Raw genomic sequence first — 25282 nt, 5'->3', positions numbered from 1 at the left:
ACGCATGCGGCCCGGCGACAGAACGAGGGAGGGACTTGAACACGTGAACCCACACTCTCTGGAGGACGCATGCGCAGGAAAGCTCCGATTTCGGCCGCCGTCGCTGTCTCGGCACTGGTGACGGCCACTGCCCTGATGATCGCCGGTTGCGGGTCGACCGAAGGAACACCCGAGGCGGCGGCGAGTTCAACAGCGTCAAGCTCAACGGCGTCGGCGACCTCGACGGCAAACGAATCCGGGACGACGGTAACGAGTTCTCCCCCGCCGCAATCGAGCACCCCAGCAAGCGAATCCGTGCCGGCGACGACGCCTGCCGTCCCGGCTTCAGGTCCCTGTGTCGACGTCGACTCCCCGGTCGTCACGGACGCAATCGGTACCTTGGGAACCGACGTCAACGGCGGCAGCTGGATACCGAGATCCGCGAGCGAGGAGCAGATCGGTAATTGTCCTGACCTGCTCTGGGTTTCGGTCGATGGTGACGGCGTGGGCGATGCGACGTATCAGTCACACGTCCTGTTCTTCCACGACGGGACTTACCTGGGCACGGCTACCAGCAAGCCGTACTCGTACACACACGTCATCGACAGCAACAAGAATTCGGTGTCCGTCCAATACCGATGGTTGCTCGACGACGACGCATTCTGCTGCCCTCAAGGCGGACCGAATATCGTGAATTTCACGTGGAACGGCAGCGCTGTGGTCGCCGACGGCCAGTTCCCGCCCTCCTGAACCCGTTTCCGTACGATACAGCTCTGAATACAACTGTGCCCCAGCGACAACGGTCGCTGGGGCACAGTCTTCTTCGATCTACTCGCTGACGCTCCTACTCACCTACACCGAGTTCGCGCAGGCGAGTCTTGTACAGCTCGATGTTGCCGAGCTTGATGTCCTCGTAGCCGCGAACCACGTCCGGCAGTGCCGCGATCTCGACGGCGCGATCGTAGCCGTCGGTTGCGAGCGTACGAGAGAGATCAGCGATCATGGCCTCGTACTCGGCGAGCAGCTCACGCTCGACCTTGCGGACGTGCATGTAGCCGAAGGGATCGAGCTTGGTACCGCGCAGCTTCTTGCCCTTGGCCAGAACCTTCAGTGCAACATGCGACTTGGGCCCGAGGCCGATCTTCTTCTTGCGGCCCATCACTCGGAGGATCGGCGGGTGGAGCTTGTAGGTCAGGTTCTCCCCGGCCGGCACCTGCGACTTGACGTCTTCGATGAAGGCAGGATCGACCAGCATGCGAGCAACTTCGTACTCGTCCTTGTACGCGGTGAACTTGAACAGGCCGCGGGCGACCGCTTCACTGAAATCGGTCCGCTCGGTTGCGGCACGTTCAGCAGTCCAGACTGCCTGAACCTGATCGATGTAGCGCTGGGCGATCTTGACGGACTGGAACTCGATGAGCTGTGCCGCACGCAGTTCGACCAGTCGCAGGGTTTCACCGGTGAAGGTGGTTCCGGCGAACATGTGAGCCGGTGCGACAACGGGTTCGCGGACGGACTTGGCCGGCGTGGTGACGGCCGAGAACGCTGCAGTGTCGGCAATTGCTGCACGGCCCCAACGGAATGCCGCGATGTTCGCGTCCACGGCAACGCCGTTGATGCCGATCGCTTCCTCGATGGCCTCGGCCGGCAGACGAAGTCCACCGCTCTGGTAGGCAGCACCGATCAGCAGGAAGTTGGCGGCTGCGGTGTTACCGAACAACTCCTGTGCCGCGGCGAGTGCGTCGAACGAGCGCAGGGTGCGCGACACCTTGTCGAGACGGGCGAGGAGTGACGTCTCCTCGGGGTAGCGAACAGCCTTGTCGTAGACCATGTCTCCGGTCGGCGTCTGCGACGTCGATGCGATGGAGACCGTCTTCTCGGCGTTGCCGTAGTCGAGGTTCTTGTTGTCCGTCGCGGTCAGCAGGTCGAAGGCGACGATGCAATCCGCGCTGCCCGGGGTGAGGCGGTTGGACGGCTCGAGCGCGCTGGAGCTGAAACGCAGGTGCGAGACAACCGGTCCGGCCTTCTGGCTCAGGCCGATCTGGTCAAGGCTCTCCACCTCGAGGCCGGCGCGCAGTGCCGCCGTTGCGAGCACCTGGTTGACGGTCACGATACCGGTGCCGCCGATGCCCGCGAGGAACACGTTCTGCGTGCTGGTGAGCGGTCCGAAATCGGGATCTGCGACGACGGGCGGGACGGGACGTGCGGCCTTGGGAGCCTTCTTGCCCGGCACCAGTTCGACGGTCACGAATGAGGGGCAATCGCCGTCCATGCAGGTGTAGTCCGTGTTGCAGGACGTCTGGTCGATCTTCGTCTTGCGACCGTACTCGGTGTCCACGGGCTGGACCGAGAGGCAGTTCGACTTCACACCGCAGTCACCGCAGCCCTCGCACACTGCCTCGTTGATGACGACGCGAGTGTTGCGAGTGGGCAGCGTGCCACGCTTGCGCTGGCGACGAGCGTCGGCCGCACAGTGCTGGTCGTAGATCAGTACGGTGACGCCCTTGATCTCGCGAAGCTCCTTCTGAGCCTCGTCGAGGCGATCGCGGTGCCAGAGCTTGGTGCCCTTGGCCAGGGCGCGCTTGTTGTGGCGCGAAGGCTCGTCGGCGCAGATGATGATCTGCTTGACGCCCTCGGTGGTCAGCTTGTGGCTGAGTTGAGCAACGGAGAGGGCACCTTCTGCGTCCTGTGCACCGGTCATCGCCACTACTTCGTTGTAGAGCAACTTGTAGGTGATGTTCACGCCTGCGGCGATGCATGCCTGGACAGCCAACTGACCGGAGTGGAAGAAGGTGCCGTCGCCGATGTTCTGGAACAGGTGAGGCACGTCGGTGAACGGTGCCTGCCCGATCCACTGGCTGCCCTCGCCGCCCATCTGCGTCAGGCCGGTGACAGCGCTGTCCTCACGGCCGGACATGGTGACGAGTGTGTGGCAACCGATTCCGCCGCCGCCGATGGAGCCCTCGGGGATAGCGGTGGAACGGTTGTGGGGGCACCCACTGCAGAAGTACGCGGTTCGCTTGGCGGAGAGCACGTTCAGTGACAGCGGTGCCGGGAGGGTGCGCTTGAGCTCGACGTGCGGCTTCAGTACGCGCCGCAACGGGGCGAGCAGCCGGCCTGCGGTCAGTTCACCACTGGCAGGCATGAGCAGACGGCCCTGGCCGTCACGCTTGCCGATGATGCGAGGAGCATCGTCGGTGCCGTACAGGACTTCCCGGATCTGAGCTTCGATGAACGCGGTCTTGTCCTCGACCACGACGATCTGCTCGAGACCTTCGGCGAACTCCCTGATCTTCTCGCCCACGACGGGGTAGCACATTCCGATGCGAAGGAGACGGATCCCGGCGCGGTGCAGCGCCGCATCATCGACGCCGAGGTCTGCCAGAGCTTGGCGGACGGAGTCGAAAGTTGTACCGGTGGCGGCGATACCGATCTTCGCACCGGAGGGGTTGACCTCGATCACATCGAGGTTGTTGGCAGTTCCGTACGCGTGAACAAGATCCCATCGCGGGCCGTACAGATCGGCCTCGGCGATGACACTGTCCGGCGGCGCAGCCATCTGACGCTGCTTGTAGACGAAGGGCTTGCCCTCGAACTGCACTTCCGGAACCACGATGTCGAAGTCCGCGATGCTGCCGTCGATCGTCCAGGCACCGTCGGCGACGTCGGCGACGATCTTCAGCGCTACTACGCAACCGGACACCCGCGAGAGTGCAACGGCGTGCATACCCATCGTGATGATCTCTTCGGCATTGCGCGGAAAGAGAACCGGCACACCCATCGCGGCAAGCGAGCGCTCGCTGACCGCCGGAACCGTGGAGGACTTCGACGCCGGGTCGTCGCCCACCAGCAGGACGACGCCGCCCTTGGGGTTCACGCCGTACATGTTGGCGTGGCGAATGGTGTCGGTAGCGCGGTCGACGCCGGGGCCCTTGCCGTACCAGACGCCGGTCACGCCGTCGTGGGTCGCGGTTCCGGCCGGGAGATCCGTCTGGCTTCCCCATACCGCGGTGGCAGCGAGCTCCTCGTTGAAGCCGGGGATGAAGGTGATGTCGTGTTCCGCGAGAACCTTGGGCATGCCGTGGAGCATCTTGTCGACGCCGCCGAGGGGGCTGCCCTGGTAACCGGAGACAAAAGTGGCAATACGCTTACCAGCCCGGATGTCGCGAACGTGCTGCTCGACGAAACCGCGTGCGATTGCCTGAACACCGGTCAGCAACACCGGTCCCGATCCCGACCGGTACCGATCATCGAGGTCATAGGGCTTGGCCTGGGCTACGCCCGACACCAGTTCAGTCATCGTGGACCACCGTTCCGTCTGCAGTGCATTTCAACTACCGTGCATTTTCAACAACCGCGTAACTCGATCTGTTCAGATGATCGTGGTCGAGGTATGTGAAAGCGTCAACAGAGGCTTGTTCAACTATTCAAATTGGCAATTTGTGAGCCAAATCACGTGACCTAGGTCATCGAATCAATCAGTTGGAGACCCGTTCGTGGCGATACGGCGAAACGGACATAAAACGTTCCCGACAATGCACACCGAGAACTTTCTTGACATTGACGCAACGTCAACTTGCATGCTGAATGAGCACAACCGATCCGAGAGTAGGAACTCCACGTGAGCGAATGGTCCATCCAAGAACTCGCCAAATCCGCCGGTACCACCAGCAGAACGCTGCGCCATTACGGCGATCTCGGACTCCTGGAACCAAGCCGCATCGGCGCCAACGGCTACCGCTTCTACGACGAAGACGCCCTGGTGCGACTGCAACGCATCCTGCTGCTTCGGGAACTCGGACTCGGATTGCCGGCCATCGCCGAAGTCCTCACCGGTGAACGCGACACCGCCGCCGCGCTGCGTACGCACCTCGAACTCCTCGAGCAAGAGCGCACGCGGATCTCGAGACAGATCGAATCGGTCAACAGGACGTTGAACAAGACGAAGAAAGGTGAATCACTCATGCCGGAAGATGTTTTCGACGGGTTCGACCACACCCGATACAAGGACGAGGTCATCGAGCGTTGGGGCAAGGACGCCTATACCAGCGGCGACAACTGGTGGCGGTCGATGTCCGAGCAGGACCGGAAAGCACATCTGCAAGCTCAAGCTGACATCGCAGCGGCATTCGGAAAAGCACTGACAGCGGGCCTACCCGCGGAAAGCGACGACGTCCAGACGATTACCCAGAGACAGTTCGAGTGGATAAAAATCGGTTGGCAGGGAAGGACTCCCAGCGCCGACGCCTTCACCGGACTCGGCCAGATGTACGTCGACGATCCCCGCTTCACTGCAAACTACGACAAGTACGGAGAAGGCACCGCTTCGCTGGTCCGTGACGCGATGAAGATCTACTCCGAGCGCAATTTGCACTGACGTCGATCAGTCCTGCCCACTGCCGAGGAGGTTGTGTCGGTGCGCTGCCGCGACGGCCTCTTCGCGGGAATGCGCACCGAGTTTGCGATACAGGGCTCGCAGGTGACTCTTCAATGTGTTGTTGGATACGAACAACTTTCGCGCTATCTCGCCGATCGGAATGCCGAGACCCAGTTCCACGAGAACGTCCATCTCCCGCTTCGTCAATTGGACTTGAACGATAGCCGCCGGATACATCTGCGGCACTTCGGATTCGAGAAAGGTTGCGACGGCACTGCTCGGGCCCTCGGCCCGCTCTTCCAGTTGCCTGATCAGATCACGCGGTATGGTCGCCAGCGCCGACAGGACACCTGAGGTTTCGAGCAGTCCGCGAGCCTCCTCCCACGGACTGGCGGCAGCGGGGATTCTCCCCAGTTCGCACAGCGCAGCGCATTCGATCAGCAGGGACTCGAGCCGAAACCTCGTGAGATACTGCTCGCTCCAGTCGATTTCGCGACACAATTCCAATGCCTGTGACGGAGCCCCCGTCAGGAGATGCGCACGAGCGACAGAAACCGTGACAACAGCAAACGTATGTGACGCAGCGACTGATTCCTCCAGCGCCTTGGTACCCTCCCCGGACGCCAACAGAAGATCGATACGCGCCGCGGTGAGAAGTGCGTCACCGAGTGATCGTTCACACGGATTCACGTGCCCGTGCGTTGCCACTGCGCGCTGGAGCGAAATCAGCCCCGAGAACGGATCCGATTGCAGCAGTGCAAATCTGGTGTAAGTGTAGGCCGCGAACGCCCACAGATCGCCCGGCGGTGTGATCTCGGCAAGCGCGTCCATCGCGGCAGCGCCGGCATTCAGGTCCGCGCGATCGCACGCCACCAGCGCCCGCGCGATCGCTCCCCCCATGTGCGAGGGCGGTCCCAACCATCCCGAAACGTCCGGGTGTGTGCTTTCGAGGTGAAGCCAGTCTGTCGCGTGCGCGACGTCCCCGATCAGCGCGGAGTTGAGCGCGGCATTGCCAGCGGCGTGCCGCAGGACGAACTCCGGACCGTGTTCCATCGCACCCTGATAGGCGAGTCGCAATTCCACCGCGGCATCACCGAGGTCACCGGTCAGTTGATGCGAAACACCCCAGATCAGGCGCAGGGCGGGCAGTTGAGACCCCAACGCGCCCAACGACTCGTCACCGAGTCCGTACACGACGTGAGCCAACTTGCGCGTGATCTCGGTAGAGCGTTGGTACTTACCGGATGTTCTCAGCACAACCGATTGGACCGTCCCGACGTTCAACAAGCTGTGCGCATGCGAACTACCACCTATCGCACGCAATTCCGCCGGTTCCGTCGGCAACGAATCGCCGTTGACCAACTGCGGCCGTAGGCGTGATTCGAGCAGGTCACGGCCCACCAGAATCGAAGAGTTCGAACTGAGTACGTCGCCGGGTATGGATTGCAACGCAGTCCGGACCAATCCGGTGTGATCGACCAGAAGATCGGCCCAGTGACGCTCGAGTATGTCGAGCACCCTGGTCCAATGGCGTCCGTCCAAGGCGTAGTGAACGGCACCGGCTATATCCGAAGTCCCGAGAGCGTGATCGACGAGAACCTGGAAGGGATCGTCGAATCCATCCCCTTGTTCGGTCCGTATCTGCATGAATGCCAGTCGAACTGACGGCGCAAAGTACCAGGATGCTTCTCCCTCGGGACCGTCCCGAAAGATCAGACCGAAAGACTCGAGCAAGTCCAGTTTGCCCTCCACGTCAAGATCGTCGGACAAGACACGAGCGATCTCTGGTGTGACGGTGCGGGCGGCGGCGATCGTAGTCGCGAAGTCGAACAACTCGAGCGACTTGCCCGATCGAGGAGCGGTCCGACTGACGTACGCGTGGATCGCCTGGTCCACTCGCTGCTGAACGCGTTCGCGCCCACGACTCGGTTCACTCAGCCCCGCAACCGCACTCAGAGCAACCTTCATCAGCACAGGAACGCCGGCAACACGCTCGCAGATCGAATGGACGATGCCCGAGGGAAGGTGGATCCCTGCCTCCGCGAACAGAACTGTGGACTCGTCGAGCGTGTACCTGAGGTCGTTCGCGCACAGGTACTCGTCCACGCGGACGTCCTCGAGTAAGTCCGTCGCAGACCGATCCTGCAGCGTGACGATTACTTTCAATCCGGGAAGCCGCACGATCAGATCCACGATTCGGCGTCCCACCTCGTCACCCTCAACCAGGTCGATGCGGTTGAACACCAACACGAATGGAGTGGGCGACGAGTCGAGTAGTGATTCGATTGCCCCCACCGGATCCTCGCGCATTCGTGGCGGGGCCTCGAGTGATTCCAGAGAATCTTGAATCACTGCGAGCGCAGTGTTCCAGTACTCGAGGGGGGTCATCCGATTCGATGGCGCCGGCACCCAGACAACTGGTCTGATGGGCATGTGCCCGAGAGTCGTGAGCCACAACGCGGCGAGGTCCGTCTTCCCGAACCCACGCGGCGAATCGATGACCGTCAAGCCCGCTGAGCGTTCCATCAACCCGAGCAGACGAGGACGAATCGCCGTGGCTCCACGCCCGGCGAGCCGTCTTTGCAGCGTGCCCCGTCCTCGAGGATTTCGCTTTGCTCGAGATAGCTGCGACCGATTCGAAGTGGATGTCATGATGGCCGACAAACGAGCAGTCGATCCCCGCCGAACTCGAGATTTCGTTCGAGCATCGAACTCCCAACCTGTCCACCCATAACGAACAACATAGACAGAATCACCGCGACACGCGAGCACTGGCCGTCTCACAAATACGCCCGATTTGTCTCATTATGTGGGCTCGGTCACTATTGACGTTTATTTGCGGGAGAGTGACTGCGACCTGCGGGATCTGACATATCATGCCCGCGTGCCGATGAATTCCGCCCGCATTCGCGTGTCGACTCGATCGGTGGACCCTGCGGACGCCAACGACTTCTGGCGTGTCGTCACGCGTCCGTTCTTCGTCACCGAGCCGATAGGCGCCGACACGCCCCTCCAAGGCTCGATCTCCGCCCTGCCTATCGGGACCTCGCTGATCGGTGAAACGACCTTCAACGCGCAGAAGTACAACCGCAGCAAAGTTGTGATCGCCGAGAGCGGACTCGACGATCAGTACATGATCCAGGTCGTCCTCGGTGGACAGGTCAGTGGTGACGCCGACGGAGTGGATTTTGTCGCCCGCCCTGGGGACATCGCGTTCTTCGACCTCGGGCGAACCTGGACTGCTGACGTCGAAACCGAGGCGACCGGACGCACCATCACACTCCTGGCGCCGCGCTCCCTCGTCGAAGCGGAGTCGAAGGGTCGTTCTCTACACGGGACGGTACTGCGCGGAGTTCCTGCCGTCGTGCTCGCTCAGTGCATGCAATCGGTCGTACTCGCGCTACCGCATCTCGATCCCGATGCTGCGGCCGGCTACGAGGACGTCGTCGCTTCCCTCCTGCGTGTCAGTTTGGGTATCGCCGAACCTGATCTGTCGCCGCGGCTCGATCACTCGCTCCGCGATCGTGCGTACGCCTACATCGCCGAGCATCTCTCGGAGACCTGGCTCGGCCCGACGAGCATGTGCGCAGCATTGTCGGTCTCCCGAGCACAGCTCTACCGCGCATTCGCATCCGACGGCGGAATCGCTCTTGTCATACGGCGCAAGCGTCTCGAACTCGTCTACCGCGAGTTGACCAGAGCCGAGATGCCGAACGAAACGATCGACGCGTTGGCCCTGCGATGTGGCTTCACCTCGAAATCCCAATTGGCGCGCGCGTTCAAAGACTTCTACGGGATGACTCCGAGCCAAGCTCGTACCGACGGCAGGCACACGATCGGGGACCCGTCGATCGCACGGCTGCACCGTCGACTCGAGTTCTTCAGCCCCTGAATCCGAAATACTCCACAGCCTCGGGATCGCGCCTGTGTTCTAGTTGTTCCATGAGCTGGGTCGACAAGGAACTGAGTCTGGCTGCGCTCACAGGCGCGGTCACAGGTGTCGCCGTGATGATCCCGATAGTCGGCGATGGAGCCTGGTCCTGGGTAGGACTGTTCATACCCGCTTTCATCGGAGCGCTGGTCGGGCTGATTGTTGGCTCGAGCGCTGTTGCAGGCGGGCGCTGCGCCCTGAGAACAAGCCACACATGGCCGGCGCGCACAGTCTGCTGCTGGAAGCATCGGTTCGCTGCGTGCTCGGCCTTGGCGGTGACATTGTTGGTAATCGGAGTGTTCATGGCGGCCGTCACCGCTTCAGGTGCCCCGGTGCGAGATGCCGCAGGGTTCCCGACGTCCTTGATCGTACTGGCGGTCATCGCCGCAGTTACGTACGTGTTCTCCTACCTGCTCGCCCCCCGCCCAGGCCCCCCAGACCCCGTAAGAACCTCTGCTTCATCATGATTCGGCCTCCGAACCGCGGTGGAGATCAATAACTCCTTGCCAGGCAGCGAGCTCAGATCACTTCAGCTGGAAATGAACCGGAGAACAAACTGCTCGATGCCTTCCGAAATGACTTTGGTCAGCGCCGTGAAGTCGTTCGACCAACGTTGAATATCCAAGCTGCTCATTACTTTCCTCCGGTCTACGACCCGGCGCCTGTGACCGCACAACGTATGCGAGGCATCGGTCGCGCATTAGAACTATCTGTGAAAATGCGGTTTCCGTTACCGCTCGACCGATCGAACAGCACCGCATTCGCTATCGCATCAGACGGTCACTTCTTCGGCAGGTTTCCCCTCGTGGCTCGCCGCGCCGAAGACGGCCACGGCGACGGCGCCCGCGATCGCTCCGACGAATCCGACGATGGCAAGCCATTCCAGGCCAGGTCTCGACGCGTCGCCGAGCACCACGACGCCGACGATTCCCGGAACGACCGTCTCGCCGACAACCAGTGCCGCTGTCGCTCCGTTGACGGATCCCAGTTGCAACGCCACCGTGTGCAGATAGAAACCGCCCAGGCCCGAGACGAGGATTGCCCAGCCGGCCGGATCGCGGAGCATCGTGCCGATTTCGAACGGATCGATTCCGTAGACCACGCGTACGGCAATGGCCAGACAGCCGAACAACACACCCGAGATCAACCCGGCGACAACTGCCGCGCGTGAGCCCAACCATCGGATCAAACCGATACCGATCGACAAGATCAACGCCGAGCCCACCAGGACACCCCAGTGGACGACGTCGTTGGAACTCCCGCCGCCCGCGTGACCCGAAGACAAACCGAGCAGCAGGAGCGATCCGATCACCGCGGCGATCGCGAACCAGTCGCGACGATGCAACTGGATGCCCAGGACCACGGTCCCCAGCACTGCCGTGATGACGAGATTGGCACTGACCACTGTCTGCGACAAGAACAGTGGAATGAGCCGCGCGGAGATGGCACTACCGGCGAATCCGACCGCATCGAGCACGGTGCCCAGGATGAACGACGCCGTCAGCGCTGCGGCGAACGTCGAACGCAAGGTCGGGCCACCCGTCGCCGTCACGTGTCCGGCCTCGCCTCGCTGCTCGGCGGCCGCTGCCGACTTGCGCGCGCCGTACGCCTGCAACACCGACGCCACGCCGTATCCGACGCACGCCACGATCGCGGCAATCAGTCCGATCAGCATCGAAATTCCACACGAAGTTCATGGGCAATGGTCATAGAGGTAGACCCTGCCCTATTTTCCCAGGCCTGACATCACCCTCAGGTATTCGAACAAGTGCTACCCGAGAAGTACACCGACCGACCCTGACCGGTACCTGGGGACACCCGACCCCTAGTGGAATTGCTTGAGAGCCCTGATCTTGTTCATGACGTCGAGCGCCGCCACCTTGTACGCCTCGGACAGTGTCGGATAGTTGAAGACGGCGTCGACAAGGTATTCGACGGTCCCGCCGCACCCCATCACCGCTTGGCCGATATGCACGAGATCCGTTGCACCCGAGCCGAAGATATGAACGCCGAGCAGTTTCAGGTCATCCGTCGACACCAGGATCTTGAGCATCCCGTAGGTGTCGCCTGCGATCTGCCCGCGCGCGAGTTCACGGTATCGGGAAACCCCGACCTCGTACGGCACCGATTCCTTGGTCAGATCGACCTCGGTGGCGCCTACGTACGACACCTCGGGAATCGAGTAGATGCCGATCGGCTGCAGATCCATCAGCTTCGCGCCTGGTTCGTCGAAGGCGTGGTAGGCCGCGAGTCGACCTTGATCCATCGACGTCGCCGCCAACGCCGGGAAGCCGATGACGTCACCGACGGCGTAGATGTGTTCGACCTTGGTGCGAAAATTGTCGTCGACGTAGATACGGCCACGTTCGTCGGCTTCGAGCCCGGCGTTCTCCAGCGCGAGTGGCGCCGTGAGGCCTTGCCGTCCCGCCGAGTACATCACGGTCTCGGCGGGAATCTGCTTGCCGCTGCGCAGCGTCGTAAGCGTTCCGTTCGCTCCGACGTCGACGGCCGTCACTTCTTCACCGAATCGGAAAGTGACCGCCAGATCGCGTAAATGGAACCGAAGCGATTCGATGACCTCGGGGTCACAGAAGTCCAGCATCGACGTTCTCTTCTCGACGACGGTGACCTTGGTGCCGAGTGCCGCGAACATCGACGCGTACTCGATACCGATCACTCCCGCGCCCACCACGACCATGGTGGTCGGGATGGAGGTCAGATCGAGGATTCCGTCGGAGTCGAGCACCCGGTGACTGTCGAAGGACACCCCCGCCGGGCGGGCAGGCAACGTTCCGGTCGCGATCACAACGAATTTCGCCGTGATCGTCATCTTGTCTCCGCGCGAGGCGTCCTCGACGAGGATGGTGTGCTCGTCGACGAACGAGCCGACCCCTACCAACAATTCGACGCGGTTACGCAGGAGCTGAGATCGCACGACTTCGATTTCTTTGGTGATGACATGCTGGGTTCGCGCCAGCAGGTCGGCCGGAGTGATGTTCTCCTTGACGCGGTAACTCGCGCCGTACAGTTCGCGTTGGTTCATCCCGGTGAGGTAGAGAACCGCCTCGCGCAACGTCTTCGACGGAATGGTGCCGGTGTTGACGCACACTCCCCCGAGCATGTTGCCCTTCTCGACCATCGCTACCCGTTTACCCAGCTTGGCCGCCGCGATGGCAGCCTTCTGACCACCCGGGCCGGAGCCGATCACAACCAGGTCGTATTCCATCGGATCAGTCATCGCTTACAAATACCGTCTGCATACGACCGGCAGATGCCGAGCATGTCAATACTCGGTGAACAATCCGCGCGCCGAACGGGCACGACGGCTGTACACGAACCCTGTTGCAATTAAAAGAGATACAGTCAAACCCTTACGAAAATTGCTACACACAAACATATTCCGACATTCGCATGCGCACATTCTTCGCCGTCCGACGGAGTTCACAACGGTCTGTTGAAATTTGTTTCACCCCAGAGTGATTGATCGATCAACTGACAGGTGACCAGGGTCGTAAACCGGATGTCCAGTATTCGAATTGTCCGAAATAACGAGCAGAATGTTCCTCGTCACATCCCACACCGAAGCAGTTGCGCGGAGCCTCGGGTCGCGTTCTACTTGCCTTGACTAATCATCTGTCACTCTCGGTTACAAACATCCGCCCCGTTCACGATCCCCACCTTTCGCCATCTCGAGAGATCAGGTTTCCCAATGGAATTCACGGAACTTGCCGACTATCCCCTACCTCCTGGGACCGTCACCGAGTGGACTCCTGCCGCAGTGAATCCGCCCGAGCTGTGGCCTGTCGACCAGCGTCCCGCCAGCTACATACACGAAGCACACTTGAAACATGCCGAGCAGGCGAAACGGCAGGCGCACCATCACAACGACGGATGCACTCCGTCGTGGCTGGGTACCTCGTTTCGTATCCACGACCGACTCGACCGAAGGATCTGGGCGGCCACTCTCGATCACTGGATCGATCGCCACGAAGTGCTCCGGACACGAGTCGCCATGGAGGGCGAAGCGATAGTCCGACGCACCGCGGGTCCCGGGGACGTCCGAATTCTGGGTAACGAAGTCGGACATCTTGCGTCCTCGATGTCCGTCTTCACGCATCTGCAGCAACTGCTCGACCGGTCGACCGATCCACTTGTGTGGCCTGCGTACCAGTTCGCGACGATTGAAGGTCCCAACCATTTCACCGTGGTCTTTGCCGCTGATCATGCTCTGCTGGACGGATATTCGGTGGCGTTGACCGCGCACGAACTGCAGACGATCTACCGTTCGTCGAGCGAGGGAAGCCCTCCCTCGCCGCCGGAGACCGGAAGCTACATCGACTTCGGCACCAGGGAACGAGATCTCGTGGGACACGCGGACTGCTCTCACCCGGCGGTGCAGACGTGGCGCGAGTTCTACGCGCAGGGCGAGGCTCCGCTCTTTCCAGCGCTGCCCGAACCGGTCGCCGGACGCCGAGTCCCTCAGCAGAGCCTGTCCGCCTGGCTTCTGAGCGCCCGGGGAGCCGAACGCCTGGCAGAAGCGAGCAAGCGCAGCAACCAAGGATTCCTGGCCGCGATACTCGCGTGCGCGGCCAAGGTGACCGGTGATCTCACCGGTGCAGACGAATTCCGCGTCGTGGTGCCGCAACACACCCGTTCGGAGCTTCGATGGGCCGCATCGCTGGGATGGTTCATCGGTGTTGTGCCGGTGAGGATTCCGATTGCCCCCGCAGCAAGCGTGAGCGATCTGGCCAAGGTTGCCGGCACGGAGATGCGACGCGTCCGCCCCGCAGCGGCCCTGCCGTATTCGAAAGTGTGCGAGCTGATCGACTCCCCGCAGCACCTGCCGTTCGTGCTCTCGTACATGGACGTTCGTCACGTTCCTGGTGCCGAGCAATGGACGAGCTGGCAGACCAGAGGCCTTCGTAGTCGCGATCATTCGGGAACCGACGTCTACATCTGGCTCACACGGACTCCCGAAGGGCTCAATCTGGCCATACGCCACCCAGGCAACGCGCGCACAAGCCGCCACATCCATCAGTTCGCGGGACTCCTACGCCGCGAAATGGAGGACTTTGCCTTCTCGACCGACACATGCTCACCTCCGACCAACACCGCTGTACCGACCAACACCGCTGTACCGATCAATACCGCTGCACCGATCGAGGAGAACTCTCATGGAAATGACACCCATCGATCTCTGGGCACCGAAAGCCGGGACGCTCACCGAGTTCAGGCCTACTGAGCAGTCCCTGACGGCAGCATCTCGAGCACCACTGAGCGACCAACCTCTCTCGTTCCTCCAAGAGGGACACATTCGTACCGCCGATCACAAGCGCGCACAAGGCGTCGACTGGTCACCGTGGATCGGATTCACGTTCACTCTGCCCGGTGATCTCGATCGGGAGGCACTGCGTCGGGCTGTCCAGGCGTTTGTCTTGCGGCACAACACACTTCACAGTTGGTTCGAGGTGAGACCATCCGAAGATCCTGGCGGCAGCGGGGTCATCGACCGTCATGTGGTGGATGAATCGACGATCGAACTCGCGCCGCACAGCGTCGGTTCCCTGAACACGACCGATGCGGTTCGCGAGCATGTCAGCCGAAGTTTCGCAGGCGATACCAGCCCACTGCAATGGCCTTCGTTCACCAGTGGCGCCGTCGAGCACGGCACCGGCGCCGGTTTCACCATCTACTACGGCGTCGATCACTCGCACACCGACGGCCTGTCGCTGATGCTGGGCGTCGAAGAACTTCGTGCGCTGTACATCGCCGAAAGCGCCGGCATCGACGCTCAACTTCCCTCTCCCGGCAGCTACGTCGAGTACAGCGGCGAAGAACGGGCAGCGGCGAAGAACCTCGACCTAGCCGCAGAACCTGTGCAGCAATGGATTTCGATTCTCGCCGCCAACGCCGGACAACTCCCGACGTTCCCCCTCGACCTCGGCGTCGCGCAGGGCGAACAGACCCGGTCGACCCGCACACATATCGACGTTCTCGACAGCGACGAGTCAGCCGCGTTCGCAGCGCTGTGCAAGTCCAATGGCGTCGGATTCTCCACGGGGATCTTCGCAGCCCTCGCCCTCACCGAGATCGAAGTTGCTGACAGAGCGAACTACTTCGCGCTCAACGCAGTCGGTACTCGTTCCGATCCGAGATACCTGTTTTCTCAAGGCTGGTTCATCAATCTCGTCCCGGTCTCGTTCACGCTGAGTGGTGTCACCACCTTCACCGATGCACTCCCCCATGCCCACGCTGCTCGCGCAGCAGTGAAGGGACTCGCGGACGTGTCCATTCACTCGGTGATCGCCCAGGTGTCGAAGTTGACCGGATCCGACATCGGCGGAACCTCGGTCCCGCCGATGGTGTCGTACATCGACATGCGCCTGATTCCAGGTGCCGAGCACCACGACGAACTCGAAGCGCGCGCACTCGGTGGGCCAGGAACGACGGGTGATCTGTCGATGTGGATCAACCGGAAGGAAGACCGTACGTACGTGATGGTCAGTTTCCCCGATACCGAGCAAGCGCACACATCGGTGGATCGGTACCTTCGACACCTCCGCAACGTCCTGAGAACGGTCGCCGATACCGGCGACTACTGTGTCGTTCGTCAGGCGGATGCACGTCAGGAAGTGGAGACCGCCTGATGCACATCACCTTTCTCGACAGGTTCGAGGCACGGCCGGGCCGCATCCTGCAGTGGACGCCGAGCGAAATCTCCACCGGATCGACGTATCCGGTTCCTCCGACCTCGAATCAGCAGCTGCATCTTCCCGGGAGCCGCGGCGATACGACTTGGCTCGCTGCCACTTTCGACGTTCCCGGCCCGATCGACACGGACGCACTCCGGGCCAGCTTCGAGGAATGGACGTCCCGTCACGACGCCCTGTCGTGCTCGTTCTCCCAGGCCGAAGAAGCGGATGAATCCTCGGCGCTGTTCGTCGACGTCGCCGATGTCGTCGATCTGCGCCTCCGTGAGGAAACAGTGGCGGATGCGCGAACGCCGGAACAGGTGCGAGAACTCTTGGGCGAGCGCTTGGATCGATGGTGCAATCCTTTTGCGTTTCCCGCCTACTTTCTCGGGGCCATCACCCGCGAGGACCAGTCGACAGTGATCTGCGGATTCGACCATGCCATCTGCGACGGCTGGTCCATGAGCATCGCAATTACCGAGATCAGCACTCTGTATCGTGAATACACGCGGGCGGACCGTAATCCGATCGCGTCGGATCTCTTGCCCGAGCCCGGGAGTTTCCTCAACTACTGCTTCCGTGAATCGGCAACCGCGGATCCAGAGCCCGGCGACCACCGCATTGCAGGGTGGCGGTCTTTCCTTCGATCATGTGGGGGTGACACTCCCCATTTTCCCGTAGATCTGGGACTGCCCGCCGGGACCATGTCACCCCAGGGCACAGACACCCGAATGCTCCTCGACGCCGACGAAGCAGAGCTGTTCGACCAGAACTGCGCCGATCATCGACACTCGTCGTTCGGTGCGATTCTTGCGTCGATCGGTTTGGCCACAACACAATTGACCGAAAAGCGAGACACACGCCTTCTATTCCCTGTTCACACGCGTCGGGAACCGCGGCACAACCACACCTTCGGCTGGCTGGTGGCCAATGCACCCATGACCGTGACGAGCATGGATGATCTTCACAGCACTGCTCGGGCAGTCAATCTCGCTTTCCACGAAGCACTTTCACTGTCGTCCGTGTCGTCGAGACAAGTGTTGAGGAGCTTGGGACCCGAGGTTTCGCCCACTCGCCGAGACATCTTCTCGGTGTCCTACGCCGACTACCGGACCATGCCCGGTGGATCTCGCCCCCGCGAATCACGGCCCGGCGACTCACAACCTGCGCCGATCAATCCGCAGCAACTCAGTCGCGTGTCGAGCGCCGACGACGTTCAGTTCTGGTTCTCACGCACCCACGACGGGCTGGCAGTGCGCACCCGATTTCCAGCACCCGCGGCCCAGGCAGTGTTCACCTTCCTCGGGTGCGTATCCGAGATTCTGTCGACGCCGTAACCAGACGGCTGTGCATCCGCAGATCTATTTGACACTTCTTTGTTGTGCACAACTTAACTGTGCGCTACAGTTGTTCTCGTGACCAACCCACTCGCTCTCGAACACCAGGTCTGCTTCGCCCTCTATTCGGCGTCGCGGGCCACTACGGCCGCGTACCGGGCAATGCTCGACGACCTGGGAATCACGTATCCCCAGTACCTCGTCCTGTTGACACTCTGGGAACGAGACGGCCGGGGCGTGCGTGAGATCTGTGAGGCACTCGATCTCGATACCGGAACTCTGTCGCCGCTGCTCAAGAGGCTGGAGGGTCTGGGATTCATCGAGCGCCGACGCCTCACCACGGACGAGCGTCGCGTCGAGATTCACCTGACCGAGGCGGGTTCCACCTTGCGTAGCAAGGCCGAGGACATCCCGGCCAAGCTCGCAGGCGCCACTGGTCTGAGTAACGACGAACTCACTGAACTCCGAGACGTTCTCACTCGTCTCGGTGAGTCACTTCAAGCATCCAACGCCCACTCCGACGGAAAGAAGAAGTCATGAACATCGTCTACACCGCAGAAGCACTTGCCACCGGCGAAGGCCGCAACGGTCACGCTCGCACCTCGGACGGACGCCTCGATCTCGGCCTTGCCATTCCCAAGGAAATGGGTGGCAGTGGCGAAGGCACCAACCCCGAGCAGCTCTTTGCCGCCGGATACGCAGCATGCTTCCACTCCGCTCTGCAGATGGTCGCCCGCGCCGAGAAGGCCAACGTGGCTGATTCCGCAGTCGGTGCGCGGGTCGGCATCGGCCCCAACGGCGCAGGAGGCTTCGGACTCGCTGTGACGCTGGAGGTTTCACTCCCCCATCTGCCCCATGATCAGGCCGTCGAGCTGACGGAGAAGGCGCACCAGGTGTGCCCGTACTCCAATGCAACTCGCGGCAACATCGAGGTCACCCTCGAAGTAAGTAAGGACGACGAATGAGCACCACCACTGTCAGCCGGGAAATCCGTCTCGCTTCACGCCCGAACGGTTGGCCCACCTCGGAGAACTTCGCCACCGCCGAAGTAGAACTCCCCGAACTCGAAGACGGCCAGATCCTGGTCCGCAATATCGCCATCTCCGTCGACCCGTACATGCGCGGCCGAATGAACGACGTGAAGTCCTACCTTCCGCCGTTCCAGGTCGGTGCGCCGCTCGACGGTGGTGCTGTCGGCGAGGTCGTCGAATCCAAGTCGGCTGATCGCGCTGTGGGCGACGTTGTCGTCCACGGCCTCGGCTGGCGTGAATACGCCATCCTCGACGGATCCGCAGTGACTCCGGCCGACACGTCCATCGCGCCGGCGACGGCCTACCTGGGTGCCCTCGGCATGACTGGCCTCACCGCGTATGCCGGCCTCACCGCGGTTGCGGAGTTCAAGGAAGGCGATACCGTGTTCGTCTCCGGCGCAGCCGGTGCCGTCGGATCGCTCGTCGGTCAGATCGCCAAGTTGCTCGGAGCGAAGCGAGTAATCGGTAGCGCCGGTTCACCGGCGAAGGTTGCCCGACTTCTCGAACTCGGATTCGATGCGGCATTCGACTACCACGACGGCCCGATCACCGAACTGCTCGCCGCTGCCGCCCCTGAGGGCATCGACGTGTACTTCGACAACGTCGGTGGCGAGCATCTCGAAGCCGCCATCGATGCCATGAACCAGGGTGGCCGGATTGCCCTGTGCGGAGCCATCGCTCAGTACAACACCACCGAGAAGCCCACCGCTCCCCACAACCTGGCACTGGTGATCGGCAAGCAGCTCACACTGCGCGGATTCCTCGTGGGCGGCTACCGTCACCTCGGTGGCGAATTCCGCACTCACATGGCAGGGTGGCTCGCCGACAACAAGATTCAGTGGGACGAGACCATCGTCGAAGGCCTGGAGAATGCACCGCAAGCGTTCATCGACCTGATGCGCGGTGCGAACACCGGCAAGATGGTTGTCACGCTGTAACCCGAACAACATCTGGCTCGAACGAATATGAAGGTGGCCGCGAACTTCTCGAAGTTCGCGGCCACCTTCATATCTGAATCAGATCCCGAACGAGACTCCGGTCAACTTCTCCGACAGCGTCCACAAGCCCGAGGCTGTCTTCGAATCGTGTGACTTCTTGTTCGACCCCACGACCTTCGGATAACCTCGCTGCTCGAACGGACCGTCCGGTCCGATGTAACTGCCGCCGAAGGCATCCGGTGCGGTTGCCGCCCACAGTTCGGGAAGGGCACCCATCTCCGCAGACTGCGCGAAGATCGAATTGCCGATTCCCATCAGCTTGTCCTGGATCGACTCGGTGTGCCCCTGCAGGTTCGTCGACGCGTATCCCGGATGCGAAGCAAGCGCTTTGAGCGAAGATCCCGAGGCCGCAAGCCTGCGTTGAAGTTCGTACGTGAACAACAAATTGGCAAGCTTGGACTGCCCGTAGGCCAACCAGCGGTTGTACTTCCGACGCTCGAAATTGAGATCGTCCAGATCGACAGTTCCGAGCTGATGCAGGGCACTGGACATCGTCACGACACGGTCGGTGAGCTTGTCCTTCAGCAATCCGGTCAATGCGAAGTGCCCGAGATGGTTTGTGCCGATCTGCATTTCGAATCCATCGACAGTCCGGCGAAACGGAACCGCCATCACGCCGGCGTTGTTCACCAGGACGTCGACCTTCTCCGTTGCGTCGGCAAAGGCTCGTACCGACGACAGATCCGAGAGGTCCAATTTGCGGACAACCGCGTTGGGTCCGATCTCGGCGGCCACGGCGTCGGCCTTCGTGGTGTCACGACAGGCGAGGACGACGTCGGCCCCGGCTTTGCCAAGCGCCCGTGCGACTACCTCACCCAGTCCGCTGTTCGCCCCCGTGACGACAAATGTGCGGCCGGTCTGATCGACTACGTCTTCTGCGGTCCATTTGGTCATGTATTCCAGCGTACGTGCCTTACCCGCCGGTAGGGAGGGGTCGATTTTCTGTCATCGCTTGCGTTTGGCACGGATCGGCTTTGCACCCGGCAGCGGCGGTGCTGCAGCCACCCTGGGCGACGGGGGCGCAGTCACTCCGGGTGTCGGCGACGATTCAGCTTCCTTCTGCTCCGCCGCGATCCGGCCGTAGACCAAATGCTGTTGTCCCAGCGTCCAGCAGTTGTTACTCACGAAATACAGCAGGATCGCCACGGGCGCGAAAGCACCGAAAGCGATCACACCCACCGGAAACACCCACAATGCGAGCTTGTTCATGATCGCTGTTTGAGGGTTGACGGTTCCGGTGTCCACTTGGCGCGCGATGGACGCCCGCGACGTGAAATGTGTAGCGACGGCGGCGAAGATCATCAGCGGTACGGCAACCAGAATGATGGAGATACGGCTGACGTCGCCGAACGCTTCCAGTTGCGCTGCCGGACTCGAAATCATGGCGGACAACGGCGCGCCGAACAGTTTGGCGTCGAGAAACGACTGCACGTCCGAGGCACTGAAGAAGTAGTTGGCCGTATTCGCGTTGTCCGCCACCGACATCGGTTCGGTCGGGCTCAGAAACGGGACGTGCGATGCCGCTCCAGTCCGATTGAAGGATCGCAGGACGTGATAAAGGCCGATGAACACCGGTGCCTGAACGAGCATCGGCAGACAGCCGAGCAACGGACTGTAGTTGTGTTCCTTCTGCAGCTTGGCCATCTCGACAGTGAGTTTCTGCCGGTCACCCGAATACTTCTTCTGCAACGCATTGATCTGAGGTTGCAGCTTCTGCATCACCAGTTGGGTGCGGACCTGCTTGACGAAGGGTTTGAACAGCAAAGCCTTGAGCGTGAAGACCAGAAATACGACCGACAACGCCCATACGACGCCGTTGTCGGGTGATCCGGAGATCAGTGAAAAGACCTTGTGCCAGAACCAGAGGATTCCGGACACGGGGTAGTAGACAAAATCGAGCATGACGAATGAACCTCACCGAGAGGCACGCTCAGAGAGATGAGAGCGCGGGAATGGTCGTGGACGCAAGACGTCTGACCGACCTACGACGAGTTCACTCCCGCCGACGGCCGATCTACAGACCGATTCCCGGAGCTCGAGGCTGTGGACGGCCGGGCGCGTCCGGGCTGCTCTGCCTGCGGAAAGCGCCACGCAGGCAGCGTTCGTCATCAGAGGGGCCAGTGGCCGAAACCGCGCACAGCTGCAGAAGTTCGTACTTCGACGACGTTGCGAGGGCTGCGACCACGAAGACGGCAATCGCAGTTCCCAGCACCGCGGCGCTACCCGACGATCCAAGCGGAGGCACGGCGAGAAGAGCGATGAACGGCAGCAGAAGCAGCAACAGTGACCGTGTCACCGTTCCCGTGCTCCGCTGTTGCATGACTGCGAGAGTACAGAACATCTGCCGAATCCAGCTAGACGCTTGCCTCACGTACTTGTTCGCGCAGCCATTTGTGTGCTGGATCGTGGTCCAGCCGACCGTGCCACTGTTGGTGGATGGTGACGGCCGGTAGTTCGGTCGGCACCGCAAACCAGGCGACATCGAGGCGAGCGGCAAAGTATCGGGCAAGCCTTTCCGGCACCAGTGCAACGAGATCGCTGTCGGCCGCCATGAGCGCCGCCGCAACGGGCGAGGCAACCACCGCGATCACCCGCCGGCGCATTCCGACTGCGGACAACGCGTCGTCGATCGGTCCGTGTGTCCGGCCACGTCTGGATGTCGAGACATGTGGATGCTCACACAACTGCGCGAGTGTCGGCTGAGCCGTGCGGGCCAACGGCGACGACTTCGATACCAAGCCCACATGACCCTCTCGGTAGAGAATCTCACTGCACACATCAGAGGACGGCAACGGATCAGCGCCGATATCGAGATCGATCGAACCGTTCCGCAGCGAGTCGACGTCCTCGTTTCCCTCTCCGATACAACGGATTACAGCGTTCGGCGCTTCCGCCGCGAAACGCCTGACCAGAGCCGGGGTGAGGCTGGCCGCCGTGCCCTCGTTGATTCGGATCACGAAAGTCCGCTCGAGCTCTGCTGGTTCGAAGTTCTTGCGGTCGATCAACAGGCCTTGCGCCCCTTCCAGGAGCGATCGGACCTGAGGTGCTGCACGCAACGCAAAGGGCGTCGGTACCAACCCACGCCCGGCACGAACAAAGATCGGGTCACCCATCGCACGCCGGAGACGCCCCAAAGCCCTACTGGTTGCCGGTATCGACAAGTTCAATCGCTCGGCCGCGCCGGTGACACTGCCCTCCGCCACCAGAGCGTCGAACACTCTCAAAAGATTGAGGTCCATATCCATCGCCATAGTTGCATCATACGCAACTATCTACTGCAATCTTTGCAGTAGACGCACGTTACCGAGATCCCTACTGTCGTTTCAGTAGCCGAATTGGCTGTCGATCAACAACTCCCGCAATAGAACAAATTTTTGCAAAGAGGTGCGTCTTGTCCACAAATACTTCGATACCGACGGAGGGTCGGGCGAACTCGGACGCGCGACAAGGATTGGTGCTCGCAACGTTGTGCGCGGTCACCGTCCTCGTTATTGCGTTCGTCGCTGCCATCAACCTGGCAGTTCCGCTCCTGACGTCCGGTTCTCTGCATCCTTCCTCGACGCAGCTTCTATGGATCGTCGATTCCTACGTCACGGTCTTCGCCTGTCTGGTGATCCCCTGCGGGGCACTCGGTGATCGCTTCGGACGCAAAGGGGTGCTGACCATCGGGTTGATCCTCTTCGCAGCAGGCGCCGCCGTGTCCGCGAGTTCCCCCACAGTGGCGGTGATGCTGATCGGCCGCTGCGTCACCGGAGTCGGAGCCGCCTGTGTTCTGTCGAACAGCCTCGCAATCCTCATGCACGCGACTCCCCCACAGAAGCGTCCTCGCGCAATTGCCATTTGGGCATCGTCGACCGGATTCGGCGGCGTGGCAGGGAATGTCGGTGGTGGCGCGCTTCTGCAGACCGGGTCCTGGCGCTGGTTGTTCGTCGCCGTCGTACCCATCGCGTTGGCAGGTGCTGCCGCAGTCGCCTATCTCGCTCCTCGCACCCCTCGAAATCACCGCGGTCTCGACCCCGTCGGAACCGTGTTGCTGACGGCGGCGACGTTCGGGTTGCTGGTCGGCGTCATCGAAGGACCCGAAAGTGGTTGGGGCAGTGTCACGGTGATCTCAGCATTCGTCGCGTCGGCGGCGCTTTATGCGGCATGGATCATCGTCGAGCTCCGCGTCGAGCAACCCTTGCTGGATCCGCGGTTGTTCCGCCTTCCTCTGCTGCGCGCGGGATGCCTGGGAATGACCGTCGCGTTCTTCGGCCTGTTCGCACTGTTCTACGTCAACGCATCATTTCTGCAGTATGCCAAGGGTTTCAGCGTTCTCACCACCGGCCTGGCGGTGATACCGCTGACCATTCCACTGCTGTTCGGTGCTCGCTTCGTGCCGCTGATCTCGGCTCGTCTGGGTTCCACCATCACCGTGGCGGCAGCATTCGCGTTCATCGGGGTCGGCATGTTCGGGCTGTCGACCAGCACAGCCCACACTCCCTATTTCGCCTACGCGTTGTGGCTCGTCGTCATCGGCATCGGCGCGGCAGCCGCGCTCCCCGTATTGACTCACGACATCGCGGACTCGCTGCCCCTCGAACAGGCAGGCGTCGGTTCAGGACTGCAGGCGACGGCACGAGAATTCGGCAGCGCCTTGGGCGTCGCCGTCATCGGCACCATCTTGACCAGCCGTTTCATCAGCGCATTGCCCGACTCGATGCGCGACGGAGACGGCGCCGCGCCACGCACGGTCGCAGACGGACTCGAGATGGCCGACACTCCCCTCGCTCACGACGCCGTCCTGAGTGCCTTCACCACCGGCGCGGACAGCGCCGTGCGCGTCATCGCGATCATCACCCTGATCGCCGGCTGCCTGGTCACTGCGCAATCCGCGTGGTCGAACAGAACGCGAACGAAGGAGACAGAACAGGTGCACTGACAGCTCGTCCGGCCAGTGATTCCGTCAACACCTGGCCGAACAACTCCGCATCGTCGATAAGCCAATTGTGATTGCCCGGAACCTCGCGAACCTCGGGATCACCCAAGGCGGCGCAGACAGCATGAAAACTCGTTCGCGGAATCACATGATCATCAGCTCCCCACTACACGACAACAGGCATCGCGCGGACTGCGATCTCTTCGAGTGCATCGATGAGATCCGCAGTCCGCGCGAGGTTGCCCGTTTGCCACACTCCACGGGCGTTGCGAAGCGCGTTGAACGCGAACTCGTCGAGTCGAAACTGTGGGATTCTGCGAGCGTGTACCGACTCGACAGCCTCGACCATCGCCGACACACACCAGTTCCACCACGGACGTTCGCGAATCGGGCGCTTCTGACCACCAGCACTCGACCACACGCCACCACCAACCGAGTTCGCCAGAACCAAGCGCGAGACTCGCGTGGGGAAGTCCCGCGCCACTGCTGTCGCTACACCGCCGCCGAACGAATGCCCGACGACGGTCACCGGACCGGTAACTCCGGCCGCGTCGAGAAACCGCGTCACCCACGCCGCATAACCTTCGAAGTTGCGATCGGCTCGGTCTAGTTCAGCCGTACCGCCAAGTCTCGGAAGCGCAGGCGCAATCACCCTGGATCCCCGGTGAACGACGGCAGCAAGCGCAGATCCATAGGCGCGAGGGGACAACCCCCAACCGTGCAGAAACAGCACTGTCTCGCCGTGCCCACCGACGCCGAAGTCGACAGGTCGAGAATCGACCACGGCGGTGCGCCACTCGATGAATGCATCGGTTCGACTTGCGGAGACAATCATGATCAAATCCCAGTTCAGGTGAGGTTTTTCTCCGGGTGAAGTATCGAACTCGATGTTGCCGCGCACGCACCGGCGCGGCGACGACCGTAGTACCTGCATCGGTACCTACTTCTTTCTTCTGCCACTTCGCGAGACGTCACGATTGCCGACACGCCACTCGAAAACAGGTATGCATCCCGTCCAA

At 61.6% G+C, this 25282-nt stretch carries 20 protein-coding genes; 11 read left to right on the top strand and 9 right to left on the bottom strand.

Going from position 1 to position 25282, the window contains the following annotated elements; translation table 11 throughout:
* Nucleotides 1–69 precede the first annotated feature (69 nt).
* A complete protein-coding gene (locus tag H351_RS09460) occupies nt 70–729 on the top strand; it encodes an LppP/LprE family lipoprotein (RefSeq protein ID WP_029256080.1) in 660 nt (219 codons plus the stop codon).
* A 94-nt stretch (nt 730–823) separates the two neighbouring features.
* Here H351_RS09460 and H351_RS09455 read toward each other — a convergent pair whose 3' ends face one another.
* Entirely contained in the window at nt 824–4279 is a 3456-nt protein-coding gene (locus H351_RS09455; RefSeq protein WP_020970559.1) for an indolepyruvate ferredoxin oxidoreductase family protein, read from the bottom strand.
* A 321-nt stretch (nt 4280–4600) separates the two neighbouring features.
* On the opposite strand from H351_RS09455, the gene H351_RS09450 reads away from it, so the two are divergent.
* Nucleotides 4601–5356 carry a MerR family transcriptional regulator gene (locus H351_RS09450; RefSeq protein WP_019745027.1) on the top strand — a complete coding sequence of 252 codons (756 nt, stop codon included), beginning with the start codon at nt 4601–4603 and terminating at the stop codon, nt 5354–5356.
* Nucleotides 5357–5362: 6 nt separating this feature from the next.
* Here H351_RS09450 and H351_RS09445 read toward each other — a convergent pair whose 3' ends face one another.
* Nucleotides 5363–7882 (bottom strand): helix-turn-helix transcriptional regulator, encoded by a 2520-nt coding sequence (locus tag H351_RS09445; RefSeq protein ID WP_029256081.1) that lies wholly within the window; start codon nt 7880–7882, stop codon nt 5363–5365.
* 364 nt (nt 7883–8246) lie between these two features.
* Here H351_RS09445 and H351_RS09440 point away from each other — a divergent pair, with 364 nt between their 5' ends.
* Together H351_RS09440 and H351_RS31885 are read left to right on the top strand one after the other, a co-directional pair.
* A complete protein-coding gene (locus H351_RS09440) occupies nt 8247–9248 on the top strand; it encodes a helix-turn-helix domain-containing protein (RefSeq protein WP_244891494.1) in 1002 nt (333 codons plus the stop codon).
* 50 nt (nt 9249–9298) lie between these two features.
* Nucleotides 9299–9754, top strand: a complete 456-nt coding sequence (locus H351_RS31885) for a hypothetical protein (protein ID WP_144440105.1) — start codon at nt 9299–9301, stop codon at nt 9752–9754.
* A 305-nt stretch (nt 9755–10059) separates the two neighbouring features.
* Here H351_RS31885 and H351_RS09430 read toward each other — a convergent pair whose 3' ends face one another.
* On the bottom strand, nt 10060–10962 hold the full coding sequence (locus H351_RS09430; RefSeq protein WP_019745033.1) for a hypothetical protein: 903 nt from the start codon (nt 10960–10962) through the stop codon (nt 10060–10062).
* A 150-nt stretch (nt 10963–11112) separates the two neighbouring features.
* Entirely contained in the window at nt 11113–12525 is a 1413-nt protein-coding gene (gene sthA, locus H351_RS09425) for a Si-specific NAD(P)(+) transhydrogenase (RefSeq protein WP_007733953.1), read from the bottom strand.
* 471 nt (nt 12526–12996) lie between these two features.
* On the opposite strand from sthA, the gene H351_RS09420 reads away from it, so the two are divergent.
* The 6 genes from H351_RS09420 (at nt 12997) to H351_RS09395 (ending at nt 19285) form a co-directional block, all read left to right on the top strand.
* Nucleotides 12997–14529, top strand: a complete 1533-nt coding sequence (locus H351_RS09420) for a condensation domain-containing protein (RefSeq protein WP_029256084.1) — start codon at nt 12997–12999, stop codon at nt 14527–14529.
* Nucleotides 14462–15934 (top strand): condensation domain-containing protein, encoded by a 1473-nt coding sequence (locus tag H351_RS09415; protein WP_029256085.1) that lies wholly within the window; start codon nt 14462–14464, stop codon nt 15932–15934. The genes H351_RS09420 and H351_RS09415 overlap by 68 nt, the downstream gene beginning before the upstream one ends.
* Nucleotides 15934–17316: a condensation domain-containing protein gene (locus H351_RS09410; protein WP_029256086.1), complete on the top strand. Its 1383-nt coding sequence runs from the start codon at nt 15934–15936 to the stop codon at nt 17314–17316. The genes H351_RS09415 and H351_RS09410 overlap by 1 nt, the downstream gene beginning before the upstream one ends.
* A 78-nt stretch (nt 17317–17394) precedes the next feature.
* On the top strand, nt 17395–17856 hold the full coding sequence (locus H351_RS09405) for a MarR family winged helix-turn-helix transcriptional regulator (RefSeq protein WP_029256087.1): 462 nt from the start codon (nt 17395–17397) through the stop codon (nt 17854–17856).
* Entirely contained in the window at nt 17853–18281 is a 429-nt protein-coding gene (locus H351_RS09400; RefSeq protein WP_003939720.1) for an organic hydroperoxide resistance protein, read from the top strand. Before H351_RS09405 ends, H351_RS09400 begins: the two co-directional genes overlap by 4 nt.
* Nucleotides 18278–19285: an NADP-dependent oxidoreductase gene (locus H351_RS09395; protein WP_020970567.1), complete on the top strand. Its 1008-nt coding sequence runs from the start codon at nt 18278–18280 to the stop codon at nt 19283–19285. The genes H351_RS09400 and H351_RS09395 overlap by 4 nt, the downstream gene beginning before the upstream one ends.
* A gap of 78 nt (nt 19286–19363) precedes the next feature.
* Here H351_RS09395 and H351_RS09390 read toward each other — a convergent pair whose 3' ends face one another.
* The 4 genes from H351_RS09390 to H351_RS09375 form a co-directional block, all read right to left on the bottom strand.
* Entirely contained in the window at nt 19364–20239 is an 876-nt protein-coding gene (locus H351_RS09390) for an oxidoreductase (protein WP_020970568.1), read from the bottom strand.
* Between the two features lie 51 nt (nt 20240–20290).
* Nucleotides 20291–21247: a membrane protein insertase YidC gene (gene yidC, locus H351_RS09385; RefSeq protein WP_029256088.1), complete on the bottom strand. Its 957-nt coding sequence runs from the start codon at nt 21245–21247 to the stop codon at nt 20291–20293.
* A 112-nt stretch (nt 21248–21359) separates the two neighbouring features.
* Nucleotides 21360–21665, bottom strand: a complete 306-nt coding sequence (locus H351_RS09380) for a DUF6412 domain-containing protein (RefSeq protein WP_029256089.1) — start codon at nt 21663–21665, stop codon at nt 21360–21362.
* A gap of 34 nt (nt 21666–21699) precedes the next feature.
* Nucleotides 21700–22596, bottom strand: coding sequence for a LysR family transcriptional regulator (locus H351_RS09375; RefSeq protein WP_029256090.1), 897 nt, complete (start codon nt 22594–22596; stop codon nt 21700–21702).
* Nucleotides 22597–22799: 203 nt separating this feature from the next.
* On the opposite strand from H351_RS09375, the gene H351_RS09370 reads away from it, so the two are divergent.
* Nucleotides 22800–24266 carry an MFS transporter gene (locus tag H351_RS09370; protein WP_244891465.1) on the top strand — a complete coding sequence of 489 codons (1467 nt, stop codon included), beginning with the start codon at nt 22800–22802 and terminating at the stop codon, nt 24264–24266.
* 163 nt (nt 24267–24429) lie between these two features.
* Here H351_RS09370 and H351_RS09365 read toward each other — a convergent pair whose 3' ends face one another.
* Complete coding sequence (locus tag H351_RS09365) at nt 24430–25098, bottom strand: alpha/beta fold hydrolase (RefSeq protein WP_158510641.1); 669 nt, start codon at nt 25096–25098, stop codon at nt 24430–24432.
* Nucleotides 25099–25282: the final 184 nt, after the last annotated feature.

The sequence above is a fragment of the Rhodococcus erythropolis R138 genome, from assembly GCF_000696675.2.
GTDB lineage: Bacteria > Actinomycetota > Actinomycetes > Mycobacteriales > Mycobacteriaceae > Rhodococcus_F > Rhodococcus_F erythropolis.
Note: the sequence above shows the minus strand (reverse complement) of the source record. Positions and strands in the feature narration are given on the sequence as shown.

Excerpts from the sequence above, each read along its gene's own strand:
- H351_RS09455 (WP_020970559.1), bottom strand. The coding sequence starts at position 4,279 with ATGACTGAACTGGTGTCGGGCGTAGCCCAGGCCAAGCCCTATGACCTC.
- H351_RS09460 (WP_029256080.1), top strand. The coding sequence starts at position 70 with ATGCGCAGGAAAGCTCCGATTTCGGCCGCCGTCGCTGTCTCGGCACTG.
- H351_RS09440 (WP_244891494.1), top strand. The coding sequence starts at position 8,247 with ATGAATTCCGCCCGCATTCGCGTGTCGACTCGATCGGTGGACCCTGCG.
- sthA (WP_007733953.1), bottom strand. The coding sequence starts at position 12,525 with ATGACTGATCCGATGGAATACGACCTGGTTGTGATCGGCTCCGGCCCG.
- H351_RS09445 (WP_029256081.1), bottom strand. The coding sequence starts at position 7,882 with ATGGAACGCTCAGCGGGCTTGACGGTCATCGATTCGCCGCGTGGGTTC.
- yidC (WP_029256088.1), bottom strand. The coding sequence starts at position 21,247 with ATGCTCGATTTTGTCTACTACCCCGTGTCCGGAATCCTCTGGTTCTGG.
- H351_RS09380 (WP_029256089.1), bottom strand. The coding sequence starts at position 21,665 with ATGCAACAGCGGAGCACGGGAACGGTGACACGGTCACTGTTGCTGCTT.
- H351_RS09400 (WP_003939720.1), top strand. The coding sequence starts at position 17,853 with ATGAACATCGTCTACACCGCAGAAGCACTTGCCACCGGCGAAGGCCGC.
- H351_RS09415 (WP_029256085.1), top strand. The coding sequence starts at position 14,462 with ATGGAAATGACACCCATCGATCTCTGGGCACCGAAAGCCGGGACGCTC.
- H351_RS09410 (WP_029256086.1), top strand. The coding sequence starts at position 15,934 with ATGCACATCACCTTTCTCGACAGGTTCGAGGCACGGCCGGGCCGCATC.
- H351_RS09390 (WP_020970568.1), bottom strand. The coding sequence starts at position 20,239 with ATGACCAAATGGACCGCAGAAGACGTAGTCGATCAGACCGGCCGCACA.
- H351_RS09420 (WP_029256084.1), top strand. The coding sequence starts at position 12,997 with ATGGAATTCACGGAACTTGCCGACTATCCCCTACCTCCTGGGACCGTC.
- H351_RS09430 (WP_019745033.1), bottom strand. The coding sequence starts at position 10,962 with ATGCTGATCGGACTGATTGCCGCGATCGTGGCGTGCGTCGGATACGGC.
- H351_RS09365 (WP_158510641.1), bottom strand. The coding sequence starts at position 25,098 with ATGATTGTCTCCGCAAGTCGAACCGATGCATTCATCGAGTGGCGCACC.
- H351_RS09375 (WP_029256090.1), bottom strand. The coding sequence starts at position 22,596 with ATGGCGATGGATATGGACCTCAATCTTTTGAGAGTGTTCGACGCTCTG.
- H351_RS09395 (WP_020970567.1), top strand. The coding sequence starts at position 18,278 with ATGAGCACCACCACTGTCAGCCGGGAAATCCGTCTCGCTTCACGCCCG.
- H351_RS31885 (WP_144440105.1), top strand. The coding sequence starts at position 9,299 with ATGAGCTGGGTCGACAAGGAACTGAGTCTGGCTGCGCTCACAGGCGCG.